At 47.1% G+C, this 13,876-nt stretch carries 6 protein-coding genes; all 6 read right to left on the bottom strand.

Translation table 11 applies throughout. The features are described 5' to 3' along the window. Positions 1-17: 17 nt before the first annotated feature. The 6 genes from NIAKO_RS13655 to NIAKO_RS13630 all read right to left on the bottom strand — a co-directional run bounded on the left by NIAKO_RS13655 (position 18) and on the right by NIAKO_RS13630 (position 13,681). Complete coding sequence (locus NIAKO_RS13655) at positions 18-3,044, bottom strand: SusC/RagA family TonB-linked outer membrane protein (RefSeq protein ID WP_216595794.1); 3,027 nt, start codon at positions 3,042-3,044, stop codon at positions 18-20. 308 nt (positions 3,045-3,352) lie between these two features. After that, the gene (locus NIAKO_RS36695) at positions 3,353-6,397 is read right to left on the bottom strand and encodes a redoxin domain-containing protein (RefSeq protein ID WP_014219026.1); all 3,045 of its coding nucleotides are present in this window, start codon (positions 6,395-6,397) and stop codon (positions 3,353-3,355) included. 120 nt (positions 6,398-6,517) lie between these two features. Next, entirely contained in the window at positions 6,518-7,906 is a 1,389-nt protein-coding gene (locus tag NIAKO_RS13645; RefSeq protein ID WP_014219025.1) for a RagB/SusD family nutrient uptake outer membrane protein, read from the bottom strand. Positions 7,907-8,069: 163 nt separating this feature from the next. Next, positions 8,070-11,765 carry a SusC/RagA family TonB-linked outer membrane protein gene (locus tag NIAKO_RS13640; protein ID WP_014219024.1) on the bottom strand — a complete coding sequence of 1,232 codons (3,696 nt, stop codon included), beginning with the start codon at positions 11,763-11,765 and terminating at the stop codon, positions 8,070-8,072. A gap of 165 nt (positions 11,766-11,930) precedes the next feature. Continuing rightward, positions 11,931-12,977, bottom strand: coding sequence for a FecR family protein (locus NIAKO_RS13635; protein WP_014219023.1), 1,047 nt, complete (start codon positions 12,975-12,977; stop codon positions 11,931-11,933). A 98-nt stretch (positions 12,978-13,075) separates the two neighbouring features. After that, positions 13,076-13,681, bottom strand: coding sequence for an RNA polymerase sigma factor (locus NIAKO_RS13630; RefSeq protein WP_014219022.1), 606 nt, complete (start codon positions 13,679-13,681; stop codon positions 13,076-13,078). Positions 13,682-13,876 lie beyond the last annotated feature (195 nt).

Here is a 13,876-nt window from a genome sequence, read left to right as displayed (position 1 = left end):
TCTTTTTGGGTTCATGATTAAAAAGTAACTGATACATTAAAATGGAAACTCTTCGATGAGGGGAAGGGTGTTACTTCCACATTGCTGGAAATAGCATCGATACCAAAATTGGATACTTCAGGATCATAACTGTTATACTTGAATACGTTGATCAGATTCCTTCCTGAAAAACCAATTTTTACCCGGGCTATATCCTTAAACAATTCTTTAGGGAATGTATAGCTCAGGCCAATTTCCCGAACCCTGAAGTAAGAAGCATCTTCCACAAACGGGCGGGCGGTGTGGCCAAAAGAAGCTATGCGGTAGTCGCCATTAACTAATATACCTTTGGGATCGAGCGACTTTTTATCGTAGTCGGCCGATGTGCCTCCAAAATCACTTAATAAAGAACTGAGGTTAATATTGTCGCCGTGTTGTTTCCAGTGCATCAGCACATTCAATTCAAAATTTTTCCAGGTAACATTGTTGTTGAACGACAGGTTGAAGTCTGGTTCTGCATTGCCAAATGTTGCCAGGTTAGTGAGGGGATCCACTTTGTCGTTTGCGTCGCCAATGCCTACGATCTGGGTAGGGCTTTTGCCTTTCTCGATGCGATAGGTGCCCAGGGAAGCGCCGAATGCACCTACGTTAAAGGCTGGTACATCCAGCCTGGTAACTTTGGCGGTGTTCTTCCACCAGTTCAACTGCGCATTCCAGCGCAAATCTTTCGTGAGCACCGGTACTGCGTTTAAACCAATTTCCACTCCATGATTTTGAATAGCCGCCACATTCTGCCAGCCGGTTGAAAAACCTGTTGACGTAGGCACCTGTACTTTCAGGATCAGGTCTTCCACATCTTTTTTATACCAGGTAAATTCCACGCTTATACGGTTGTTTAAAACACCGGCGTCCAAACCCAGTTCCAGTTCTTTTTGTTTTTCCGGTTTCAGGTTGGCGTCGCCCCGGGTAACATCCACAATAGAACCGGTAGTGCCATTGAAATTGATTGGCACCAATGGTGAATAAATAGCGCCAAAAGGAGCAAAATTGCCTGCTTCGCCATAAGCCCCTCGCACTTTCAACAGGCTTAATGCTTTCACATCCAACAGCGACGTTGCATTGAATGCCAGCGAAAATTTAGGATAGTAATATAATTTATCGGCATTGCCATTCCGGCTCGATTTATCGCCTCTTATCCCAACAGTCCCAATCACCATGTCTTTATAATTCACTTCTTCCTGCGCAAAAAAGCCCCGGTCTTTTGAGATGATCCGGTTTTCTTCTACCTGGATAGCGCCGGCCTGGTCAATGTTGGTTTGGGTGCCTATCAATTGCGTGGCCGTATTCACGATCGTATTCAGGTTGTTATTGATGGCATTCACCCCGGCCTGGGTGGTAAAGATCATGCCGTTATTCGGATTTAATTCATACACTGCCAGGGCAGAATAATTATCATTACGGGTGACGGTTGTTCCATATAATAAAGCCCCATTGGTACCATTCCCGTTTTTTTCAAACTGCAATACCTGGGGAAAGATCTCTTTTGTATTCAGCGTGTAATAGTCAATACCGCCCAATGCGATTATTTTAAGGTCGTGCATGTTGTTTTTGATCACTTTCCAGGTAGCCCTGCCCCCCAGCAACATCCGGTTCACGGTTTCGTTATGTTTTGACAAGTCGCGCGTTTGCATCCAGTTACTGGGCCCCAGGGGATTGTTGGGATAGTTGCCATTGGCATCGGGATATAAACTCACCCAGGAAGGAGTTGATACATAGGCAACGCCCATCGAAGTACCGGTATTGTCGTTATTAAAGTAACCGCGGTCAGCATTCGATTCAACATAGTTGGCGTTTACCGAAAGGTCAAGGAATTTGGTGACGGCCTGATCGAGGTTCACGCGGAAGGATGTTTTCCTGTACCCGGTATGTTTTACAATGCCCTGGTTATCCTGGTAGGTCATGCCGGCATAATAAGACGTTTTATCACTTCCGCCACTTACCGCAACGCGGGTATTGTTCATGAAGCCATGAACACCATATAACTCATCTTCATAATTATAGGTCTTGCCGCCATTGGCGTTGTATAAAGTCAACCCACTGGCGCCATAGGTTGCCCGTACTTTAGCCGTATCCCAGGTTCGCATGCCCAGTTTTCTCAACTGCATTTGCCAGCCAATAGACTGACCTAACTCGATCCTGGGTTTTCCCGATTTCCCCTTTTTCGTGGTAACGATCACCACGCCGGTTGATGCCCTGGCCCCATAAATGGCGGCGGTAGAGGCGCCTTTCAGGATCTCAATCCGTTCTATATCTTCCGGGTCAAGGTCGGCAATTCGGTTACTGGGGTTCTCCTGGAAATTGGTACTACCCTGGTTGGCGGCCTTTGAAATAAAATTTTGTCCGCTATTGATGGAGGAGTTATCGTAATAAACACCATCAACAATAAACAGGGGTTGGGAATTACCCACCAGCGAGGTGATGCCCCGCAGTTTTATGGAGATGCCGCCGCCGGGTGCGCCTGAGTTCGAGGAAATGGTGGCGCCGGGGAATTTGCCATAGAGGGCGGCGTCAACCGTAGCCTGGGGCGTGGTGCCCACCAGTTGTTTGGCCGAAACCACTCCTACAGCGTGGGCCACGTTGGCGCGTTTGGTAGAAGAGGCCAAACCGGTCACTACCACTTCTTCCAGGTGACCTACGTCTTCCTGCATGGTGATAACCAAATCAGTTGTTGGCGCCGATACATTTGCAGAAGTGGCTTTGTAGCCTACGAAGGTAACGTCCAGTACCCCGCCTTTGCCGGGTATGGTTAAACTGAACTTACCACTGGCGTCGGTAGACGTGCCAGCATTGGAGTTCTTGATCTTTACAGAAGCGAACTGTATGGGGTTGTTTTTGCTGTCGACCACTGTTCCCGACACATTGATCTGTGCAAAAACCCATACCGGAGCAGTTAAACAGATTAAAAGAAGCAATCGTTTGTAGTTTTGCATGCTGGTAATTTTGAGTTGAACAATAAATAAGCGGGCATGGATCAGCAGCCATCGCATACCAAATACCTGGATCATTTACAGGGGGAATGGATTAAAGACACGAGGATATTGCGGATGTTTCCGGGAGGGGCGGTTGTAGTGGAAGAAGGTACTGTTCACCAAGGAGACAACCGCCCTCCATTTTTTGCTGCATAAAGCAATAGAATGGGCCTTTGTACTTTTTTAGGGCGGCTAAAGGCTAAAGGCCAAAAGCCGAAGGCTTAAGGCAAATACACCTAAAATAGATGCTTTGTATTAAGCGTTCAGCCTTAAGCGTTTTACGTTCAGCGTTCTGTCATCTGAATCGTATGCTGTATTTGCCTTCGGCCTTAAGCCGTAAGCCTTCAGCGTTCCGCGTTTTTCAGCCAGCTGGTGATTTCCTGTAATACAATGGGAGCAATGGTTTCGGGAATTTGCGCGTATTCGGTAGTGGAGCAGGTGGTGCAATGTTGCAGCAGGTGATTGAGGTTTGGGATAATCTTTATCGTGATATGACTGTTATGGGCAGTGGTAGTACTATTTTGCCAGTTTTGTGCGTTTTTTTGCGCGTTCAACAGCACATCTTTTTCGCCATATATAGTTAATATGGGAATATGAAGCCGGCTAATGTAACCGGCCGGGTCGAAGCGGATGTGATACCGGTACCATTTACCGGTGGCCTGTCGTACATAAGATTCAATGGGAAAACGGAAGTGATCGAATTTAATTTGCAGACTATCAACCAGCTTGTTGTCTTTTTCTTTCCATGATGCATAACAGCCGCGGAGCTTTGTTTCCAGGCTGGTGTCATTAGCATATTGGTAAGCCAGGTGAAACATCCGGTCATTGATGTTATTATACCGGTTTTTATCATATTGAGGAATGTTGGCCATGGCTACCAGCTGCCGGTTTTGTTCCAGCAGCGCATCCAGTCCCTGGGTGGCCAGTCCCGACAAGCTGATAATAAACTGTACATCTTTTGAGCGGGCGGCGGCTATCACTATGGCCGCACCGCCTTCGCTATGTCCCAGTAAGCCTACCGGTAAATTTTTAGTGTCGGGCCTGTTTTTCAAATACGAAACAGCCAGCAAGGCATCGTTGGCAAAATCTTCGGTAGTTGCGTCTTCATACTTACCGGTTGTTTCACCGGTACCGCGGTCATCGATCCGTAATACGGCCACATCCTGGCGCGACAAACTATCTGCAATGACAGCGAAAAACTTATGACCGGCCATGGTGCCATCGCGGTCCTGTTTTCCGGTACCTGATACCAACACCACCGCTTTGGTGGCTTTTTGCTGCAGCGGCTGGGATAAGGTGCCGGCAAAGCGAATGCTGCTGTCGGCATTATAAAAGAAAACTGGTGTGCTGAAATAAGGTCCCCCTCCAACCTCTCCGCCAGCTGGCGGAGGAGGCAGATGGGATTTAGATACGGACTTTTCTTCTTTCTGCAGGGTTTCAATTATGTAGGAAATTTCATCGGCCAGGGCGCTTGGGCTGCCTTTGTAGCCATTGTTCACCCAGCGAAGTCGTCCCTGTTGATCTATGATCAATTTCATAGGAATGCCTGAGCTGTGATAGTCTTTGGCACAGCGGGCATAAGCTATATCGAGGTGTTTTGAGTCTGCATTATATCCATCGTACAAAACGGTGAAGTTGTATTTCTTTTCGGCCAGGAATTTATTGATCATCGATTTGTATTCGGGGTTGAATTCCTGGGTGGCGATAAAATAGAAAACCACATTCGTATCGGCCTTGTATTTGTTAACTGCCAGTTGCATCCCCGGCATGGCTGCCTTGCAGGGGCCGCACCAGGTGGCCCAGAAATCGATGATCACTATTTTACCGCGCAATTTGTTCAGGTTTACCAGGCCGCCTTTGGCACTTTCCAATTCAAAATTCGCCATGGGCAGGTTCACCAGGTTTTTCTTCAGGTCTTCTTTGCTGGCGTTTACCGTGTCTTTCGATTTCAGTGATTCCACCCAGGCTTCAAAGCCATCGCTGGTTTTGTTTTTAGCGGTGTAATCTTTTTTCAGCAGTTCCAGCGCATAGGTGGTAAGCGCATTTTCATGGGCGGCTTTCAATAAATAAGGAATAACTTCTTTCTTTTTACCATTGGCGATCAGCAAACGAACATACAGATCGGCAAAGTCGGCCTTTTTATAACTATAGATATTAGCCGGGTTGATCATGCTGGCAAACGCAAATGCTTTTTGCGGCTGTTTGCTTTCATACAGGAGCTGTGCATGGGTAAACAGCGTGAGCGTTTGTTGTTTTATCAGCACTTCCTTCCATTGCAACGGGCTGTATACGCCATCTGCCGGCCGGCCCATGATCTGTTTTACCAGGGTATCGGAGAGCATTAACAGGGTTGATAACTGCATCTTTTTCTGATCGTGCGGTATTTCAACCATGTGGTGATAAAACGTGGCCAGCTCGCTGGTGGGCACTACAGGCAGGTATTTGAACAGGTTGCTGTAATTGCTGTCTTTAATGATGGGCGTGTATACCGCTGTTCTGAAGAGTTTGTTGTACCACAGGTTGCTGATATTGGTTTCTACCTCTGCAAATGCAGCCGGTGGAAAATCGATGATGAACTGATCGAAGTCTTTTGTCTTTTTCAACTGGTCGGGTTCGCGGGTCAGCAGAAGGATCGCTTTATCCCTTGCTGAAATGCCTTTGGGGTACTTTTGCAAAATAAGCTGCTGAATGGAGTCTGCAGCGGCTTTGTCGTTTAATACGGTGGCATATACGTCTGCGGCATCTATCCAGGTTTGCTCGGTAGTGTTGGGCATGCCGAGAATAGCCTGTACTTCCTTTCTGATATTATTATCAACGGCACTATCTGTACTGGTCTTTTTGTACAGGGTCAACGCTTTTTTGAAGATGAATGGTTTGCTTTCCGGATGGTCGCGGTTTTCATAGCGGAGCCACATACGGGTAACTTCATCTTCGATGTAAGCAGCTGTGTCTACCTGGAACGGTTGGTTGTTCCGGAACGAGCGGCTGCGTAAAGTGCCCCAGGCATAATAGGCGCCGGGTAGTTGCCGCCTGGCTGCATCGGACAACAACCAGCTGTATGGCCATTTGCCGCCTTTGTCGATCAGCGAATCGCTTTGAAACACACAGGTAATAAAGGCGCAACCTTCGGGCAGTTTGAAGGTGCCCGTCCAGGCCGTGTCTTTCCAGCTAAGTGTCAGGTCATCGGCGTGCCATTTAAATTTGGAAAAACTATACAGCACGCCGTTGATGTGTTTACTGCCTTCGAGTACGGTGCCTTTGTTCTTGTAAGTAACTGTAATGGTGCTGCCCGGCGATGGTAAAGCAGGGAGTACGTTAAAAACATGCCCGTTGGTTTGAGCGATGGCCTGCATAGTGAGCAGGCAACAGATCATTGTCACAAGTTTCATGGTGAGGTATTTTCTAAGCTTGGTGAAAAGGAGACCTGTAAGGTGCAGCGTATCAGGTTGCACATCTGGTTGGCCCGGGTGCACCTTACAGGTCAGCCTTGGTCGTTTTTGATGGCTGTACTAAGGATTGGCGGTTATGCCCGGATTAAATTGTCTGTAATAGTTGGAGATCGGGAAAACATACCGGTTGCTGGTTGGTTCCAACGTATAGGTGGCGCCCCGGAATTTGCGGGTAACCGTATACGAGAAAAGCGGATCGCTTTTCAGGCGGCGCATATCGAACCAGCGCAGGCCTTTGCAGAAAAACTCGCGTTGTCTTTCATTAATTACCTGAACCAATGCTTCACTGGCAGTGGCAGCGGTAACCGGTGTATAGGTAGCTGGTGTAAAACGGTTCTGGCGTAAGGTGTTTATGCGGGTCAATGCACCGTTTACATCGCCTTTTCTGGCCAGGGCCTCGGCTTTTATCAACATCATTTCAGGCACGGTAGGGCCCACGTTGCGGGTTTCGTACGTGCCAATACTTTCCCGGTTCGAGAACCGGCCGGTATATAACGTTGATGAGAAATTGCTGGCCGGAGCGGTGAAAAAGCTGTAACGCAGATCTGTAGTGCCCAACAAGTTCAATAAGGAATCGCTCAACCGTAATGCAACCGGCATATAACTTAAGCTGGCATAAGGTTGTTTTGATAAAATGATCTCGGGGTTTTTGAGCCTGCCGGGGAAAGAGAATGTGGTTAAAGTACTCAGGTTATTCAGGGTGTTTTGAATAGCCAGTGCACTATCGGCCCATACACCAGCCTGCTCATAATTGCCCATGTACAAATTGGCCCTGGCCAGGATGGCGAAGGCAGCCGCACGTGAAGGAAGGGTATTAAAGGCATTCACCTTAGGCAACATAGGATACACCGCTGTAAGATCGTCGATGATGAGCTTGTATACGTCTGCTACCGGGGCGCGGGTGAGTTTGGCATCGACGGTTGGCGCCTTTATCAATGGTACCCCTTCATCACTGGCCGCCGAAGTGGCGTTATAGGGTTTTGCATACAGGTTTACCAGTGTCAGGTAAGCATCGGCCCGGTATACTTTAGCTTCTGCAATGATCTCATTCTTCATACTATCGGTGCCGCCGGTGCTGGCTGGTGTTTCTGCAATGATCACGTTGCTGTTGTAAACCACGCTGTACAACCTGTCCCATTCCACATCAGTTTCTCCACTGATGGTATAAATACCGGGCTGCCAGGTATAGGTGTTTACAAAATACAGGTAGCTGTTTGAAGCGGACAGTGCCGCCATTTGCGCACTGTCAACAATGTTTATATCATCTGCCGCCAGGTCCATCATGCGGGCAGTCCCTTCAAAAGTAGATGGGTTATTCAGCAGGTACCGGTAATTGATGGTTTCCTGCGGTATCAGGCTGCCCTGCGTTTTTATGTCGACATACTTCCTACAACCCGTAAAAACCAATAAGATTGAAATGATGCTTATTGTTATATTGAATGCTTTCATTTTAATTGTTTTTTTTGATCACCAAACCAGAAGGCAATTGGCAATGGACAATTGACAAGTTTTCCCGCATTTTGAGCATCCCAATTAGCTTTGCATATACCACATTGTCTATTGCCCATTGGTTTTCCTTTTGTCCATTGCTTATTGTCTATTGCCTATTGAATTAGAAATTAATTCCCAACGCCATGTTATAAGATGCAGATGGCGGCAGGGCGAGGGTGTTCTGGCTCAGCACCGGAATAAAATCAGGATCGATCTTTTCCTTGTTCTTTGTCCACAACAACCCCGGATTTCTAACCGTGAAACTGAAATCGATATTTTTAGCCAGAACACGTTTGGCCATCGCGGCAGGCAGGCTGTAAGTAAGTGATACTTCCCGTAACCTGATGTAGCTTCCGCTCAATACATTGATATCGGAGAAGGCATACCGGAACAGGCTGGTTGGTGCATATACCCCGGCAATGCCTGGTACATTGGTAGTGGCTTCATCACCTGCTTTACGCCAGCGTTTGTCGATGTCTTTGTTAAGATCATATTGTACCACTGTTTGGCGGGTAGATGCATACGTTGATATCGTAGGCCGGCGGAAGACCGAGCCAAAACTGTAAGTGCCCAGTGCAAACAGCGTAAAATGTTTGTAGCGGAAGGTCTGACTTAAGCTGCCGTAATAAGGCGCAACTGTAGTGCCTGCATAATACAAAGCATCGATGCTGGTTGGGTTTAGCGAGGGCGCCAGTTTGGTTGTTTTATCGCCTGCATATACCTGTGTCATGCCGGTGTTATCCAGTCCGGCAAACCGGTAGGTCCAAAGGGCTGTAGTCGGATAGCCAACAATATTTGCGCCCGACAGCGATGAATAGGTGGCGGAGTTGGGCTGGAACCGGTTATCAGCCAGTTTGTTCTTGTTGTATGAGAAATTGAAGGTGGCCGACCAGTCAATGTTCTTCCTGCGTATGAATGCGCCCGTGATGCTGGCTTCAAAACCCTTAGCATCTATGCGGGTGTTGTTGGTGGTTAAGGTGTTTACGCCATAAGTTGGGTCAATGGGGAACTGGTATAAAATGTCTTTCCCTTTTTTGCTGTACCATTCAATGCTACCCATTAACCGGTTGTTAAATAAACCATAGTCGATACCCAGGTTTGTTATCCCGGTTTTTTCCCAGCGTAGGCCAGGGTTGGCCGGTTGCACAATAGAAGCGGCGGGCTGACCGGTTACATAACTGGAGCTTAAACTGATAGCGGTGAACGGATAAACATCCGGGGCGATATTGCCATTGTACCCGTAGGTGGCGCGAAGTGCCAGTGCATTGATAAAAGGGACAGCGTGCATAAATTTCTCGCCAATGATATTCCATTTGGCGCCGGCAGACCACAAGGGTGTTGCCCGGTATTTTCTATCAACCCCAAAGTTGTTATAATCATCGTAGCGTACGCTGGCAGATAAAGAATATTTATTCATCAGCGTATAGGCGGCATTGCCATAATACGAGAGGAAACGCCTTGTTTTGTCGTACTGCTGGTTGATAGGTAAGGTATTCGCAGAGACCGTAGTTCCGTTCACGTTGGTATACGTACCCAATACGGGCTGGGTAATGCCGGTTTGCATGTTGTACCCATACATGGGTGCAGGTGAGTTTTGGCTTTGTTTGGTTTGCCTGATCTCGGTGCCTGCGATGGCGTTTATCTGGTGAATGCTGTGTATGGTTTCATTATACAACAACTGGCCCCGGGCGCTGTAATTGGTATTGCGGGAACTGTTCTGTAATAATATCCCACCCTGGGGTATGCCGTAAGTAAGGGCTCCGTTGGCATAATTTACGCTGGTGGCTGAGTTAACGGCGTCACGGGCAGCGTATGAATCCGGGCCATTCCACAAGCGGCTGTTTTGATAATATTTTTCCAGCATGAACTCGCCGTTTGCCGAAAGTCCTTTATAGATCGGCACATTCAGGTTCATGGTACCACTGTAAGTATTGTCCTGGATGGTTTTGTCATTTGCAGTCAACTCGTCCAGGTAGTTATAGCCCCAGTTCATATAACCGCGCAGGCTTTGCAGCGTATCTGTTCTGCCCTGGTAATACGTGTAGGAATAATATTTCTTGTTTCCGTTCTCATCGAAGATCTGGTTGTAGGGCAGGTAAGTATTGCCGCCCAGGCCCAGCCTTGAAACGCCGGTGCCGTTGTTCTTATAATTGAACAGGGCTGTTTTTAAACTGATGCCCAGCGTTGCTTTTTTTAACAGCTTGAACGATTGGTTGGCGGTAGCGGTAAAGCGGTCGCCATTGGTACCCACCGCGCTGGTCACTTCGCGGGAATAAGCGGCTGACAGAAAATAGGTGTGAAACTCGTTGCCACCACTTACACTCAGGTTATAGCTTTGCGCATTGGCTGGTTGTAACAGGTATTTTTTGTACTGATCGTAGCCGTTTATTGCACTCAATCTGGCAATGCCTGCTTTATAGGTGGCGGAGTCAATTATACCGGCTTTTACTTTGTACACCAGGTCGCTCGCATCGCTCTTGTAAAATTTGTACATGGGCGCCATGGTGAGCGGGTTGTACAGGTTCAGGTTTTTGTTGATCAATTCTTCCTCGTAATTAATGATCTGGGCACTGTTGGCCAGCGGCAGGTAGTTAAAACGGGGAGAACCGTATGCGGTATAATTAGCCGATACGTTAACCGTTGGCTGGTTTTTATTTCTTCCTTTTTTAGTATCGATAATGATCACGCCATTGGCAGCCCGCGCGCCCCAGATGGATGCGGCGGCTGCATCTTTTAAAATAGTGATCTGTTCAATATCTGCCGGGTTCAGGGTTTTGATATCAAACTCAGTGGGAAATCCATCCACAACGATCAAAGGCATTTTTTCACCCCGCATGGTCGTATTACCCCGTACGTTAAGGTCGTAATCATTGTTTCCAATGGTGCGGGTGTTACTGGCAATTCCCTGGGTAAGGCCCTGGTATACGAAGCTGTTATCGCCCGCTTTTATTTGTGGTTGCAAACCGGTGGCCAGGCCCTCGATGCGCTGGATCAGATTCGCGACTGGCATTTTCTCCAGGTCTTTTGCTGTAATAATGCTGTAAGAACCGGTGGCGCGTTCTTCCGGCAGTTTTTGATAACCGGTATTCACTACCGATACGGTTACCTCATCCAGGATCTCTTTTACGGGAGTAAGTTTTACCAGGAAATAATTGGTTTCGCCGGTAACTGGTATTTCATAAGGTTCATACCCTACAAAAGTGATCAGCAATACGGAGTGTAGCGGCACATCCCTTATTTCAAAATTACCAGTTGCGCTGGCAGCCGTACCAAACCGGGTGCCTTTCACGGTGATCACGGCGCCCGCCAGGGAATTGCCTTCGGGTGAAAGCACCTTGCCCCTGATGGTTAAAGCTGTATCGCTCGTAAAACTTTTTTGTATATAGGTGCTGCTGTCGGGATTCACAGCTCCATTTATGAAAATAGTATAGTTCGATTGCTCAAATTGCAGCGGCGTTCCCTCGAACAGTTGTTTCAGTATTTTGTCAACCGGTGTAAGGCCTGCTTCCAGGTTCAGGTGTTGAACTGCGCCGATGTCGTTTTTCTTATAGGCAAAACGAAAAGGGGTGAGCTTTTCTATTTTTTTGAAAGCCTGTTCAAGGCTTTCATCTTTTAAGGAGAGGGTAATGCTTACTTCATGTAAGGTTTGTGCATGGGTATGGTTTGCCACAATTACCTGCAGGCAACAAACCATACATATTATCCAGGCAACACTCACACGCATAAAGAAGTAAAAGAATTTTTTCTGTAAAAGCAGTTGATTTTTTGTCCATTCAGGCACATAGGATGCCCATGAACCAAATCCTGAAAAAATCATACATTTGGTAGTTTAAATGATTCGACGATTATTTGAACATTCCAACCGTTTCGGGTTCCAGCCGAAGCGGTTTTTTTATGTTTTGGTTACATCCCTTTCGGGGAAAATGCAGGAGCTACGAAGTGTTGAGTATTCTCATTAAGCTGTTATTTGGTTTATAATGAACTATTCGGTGCAATGGATGTTCGAGATCACTATTTTGCCATTTTCGTTTTTCCAGGAAGCTTTGTAGAGTTTACAAATTACATTCAGCACATAATCGAGGGATTCATCCTGTTTAAAGGAGGCGGTAACCCGGCAGTTAGCGGTGTTTTCAGTGGTGGCTATTTCCATTATAATGCCATACCTGATCTGTAACTCAGTAATGGCCTCATCGATGGTTACATTGTCCATGGTGTATTCCTGGTTCTTCCACGACAATGCCGATTCCGCATTTACTGTCTCTTGTTTCGATTCATTATTCCCGGTATTGAAACTGATCTGCTGATCGGGGGTAATGATGCCCAGTACGCCGCTTTCGTTCTCAACTTTTACTTTCCCCCTGGTAACAGTTACGGTTATTTCTTTCTCCGTTGGCCAGGCTTTTATGTTGAAGGCGGTACCCAATACGGTGGTCTTTAATTTACCGCTGTGAATAATGAATGGCTTGCCGGCATCATGCGCCACATCAAAATAGGCCTCACCGGTCAGCGTCACTTCCCGGGTATTGCCGGTAAAAGGGCCGGCATATTCCAGTTTACTGTTGCCATGCAGCAATACTTTACTGCCATCTGGTAAGGTCAGGTACCGGTTGTTAACGGCCATCGAGCCGGTAGTGGTGCCAGGTAAATTCCCGGCAGTTTTTGGGTTATCAGCCTGTTGCCGGTTCAACAGGATAGCGCCTGCGGTTATAATAAGAACGGCTGCAGCGGCGATCCGCACCCATGACCGTTTAAGGAAATGTACCCGGTGAACAGGTGGTATTGTTTTAACGGGATTATCGCCAGGCTGTTGTTTTATTGTTTTCAGAATACCGTTGTAATAAGCTTCACTGTCCCGGCCCGGTAAGGCCTCCAGGGGCTGGTAATTATTCCAGATCTCTTCCAGCGAAGCACGTAATTGTTCTTCATCGGTGGCATTGGCAATAAGGGTGGCCAGCTCCTGTTTTTTTTCAGGACTGATGTCTTGGAACAAATATTGCTGAAGCAGGTTTGTTAATTCCTGTTTTGACATATGTTGTTAGTTTACAAAAGTTTAATGGAATTGTAACGATTAGTTAATGGCAAGAATACCAGTAAGACAACCGGGGGAAACGATGGGAGTAGTGGAAATCAAAAAAAGTTTTGCAATAAGACAAAGACGTAGAGCAGGGGAGTGGACAGGGCATAGTGCCGCTTAATTTTTTCGCGCAGGTATTGCAGGGCCTGGGCTGCATGTTTTTTTACCGTCAGCGGCGAAATATTCAACCGGGCCCCGATCTCTTCATATTTCAGGCCTTCATCGCGGCTTAGTTCCATCACCAGTTTTTGTTGCGGGGGCAGTTCTTCCACCGCGGTCTTCAGCACGGCGTATACAACCTTATAACTTAGCAGGTTATAAGTGTCTTCCGTACCTGTATTCATGTCCCGGGCAATTTCTGTAAGGATCAGCGTTTCCCGGGCCATTTTTTTAAGACCGTTAAGCACATGGTTTTTGGCAACGCGAAAGATCCAGGCATTGAAGTTGGAAATACCGGTGAGTTGATTTCTATCGGCCCAGATCTTTACAAAAACTTCCTGCAACGCATCTTCCGCAGCCTGTTGCGACTGGGTGAAGTTCAAAACAAAATAGAAAAGTTTCTGGTGGTATTTATGGTACAGGGCGGCAAATGCCTGTTCGTCATCGTTCGCCAGGGCCGATAATAGTGCGGAATCTGTATTTGCTGAAAAGTCTGTCAATCCTCTCCCGGTTGTTAGTCTTTAGAGGATAAGGTGTGTTAATAATAGCGGTGAAGTTATTGATTTTATAACAGAACGCAAAAGGCTTAAGGCCGAAGGCTTAAAGCTGCCCGTGTTGAATTTTAGGACAAACGAATAAAATGGGCATGCTTAATTAAAAGTTCCAGCCTTCAGCCTTAAGCGTTCTGCGTTAAG

Origin of the sequence: Niastella koreensis GR20-10, from assembly GCF_000246855.1 — a bacterium.
Taxonomy (GTDB): Bacteria; Bacteroidota; Bacteroidia; order Chitinophagales; family Chitinophagaceae; genus Niastella; species Niastella koreensis.
The sequence above is the reverse complement of the archived record's forward strand: the minus strand, read 5'-3'. Positions and strand labels throughout refer to the sequence as shown.

What these genes read in the sequence shown, in the direction of transcription:
- NIAKO_RS13640 (WP_014219024.1), bottom strand. Translation starts at nt 11,765, where the DNA reads ATGATTTTTTCAGGATTTGGTTCATGGGCATCCTATGTGCCTGAATGG.
- NIAKO_RS13635 (WP_014219023.1), bottom strand. Translation starts at nt 12,977, where the DNA reads ATGTCAAAACAGGAATTAACAAACCTGCTTCAGCAATATTTGTTCCAA.
- NIAKO_RS13655 (WP_216595794.1), bottom strand. Translation starts at nt 3,044, where the DNA reads ATGATCCAGGTATTTGGTATGCGATGGCTGCTGATCCATGCCCGCTTA.
- NIAKO_RS36695 (WP_014219026.1), bottom strand. Translation starts at nt 6,397, where the DNA reads ATGAAACTTGTGACAATGATCTGTTGCCTGCTCACTATGCAGGCCATC.
- NIAKO_RS13645 (WP_014219025.1), bottom strand. Translation starts at nt 7,906, where the DNA reads ATGAAAGCATTCAATATAACAATAAGCATCATTTCAATCTTATTGGTT.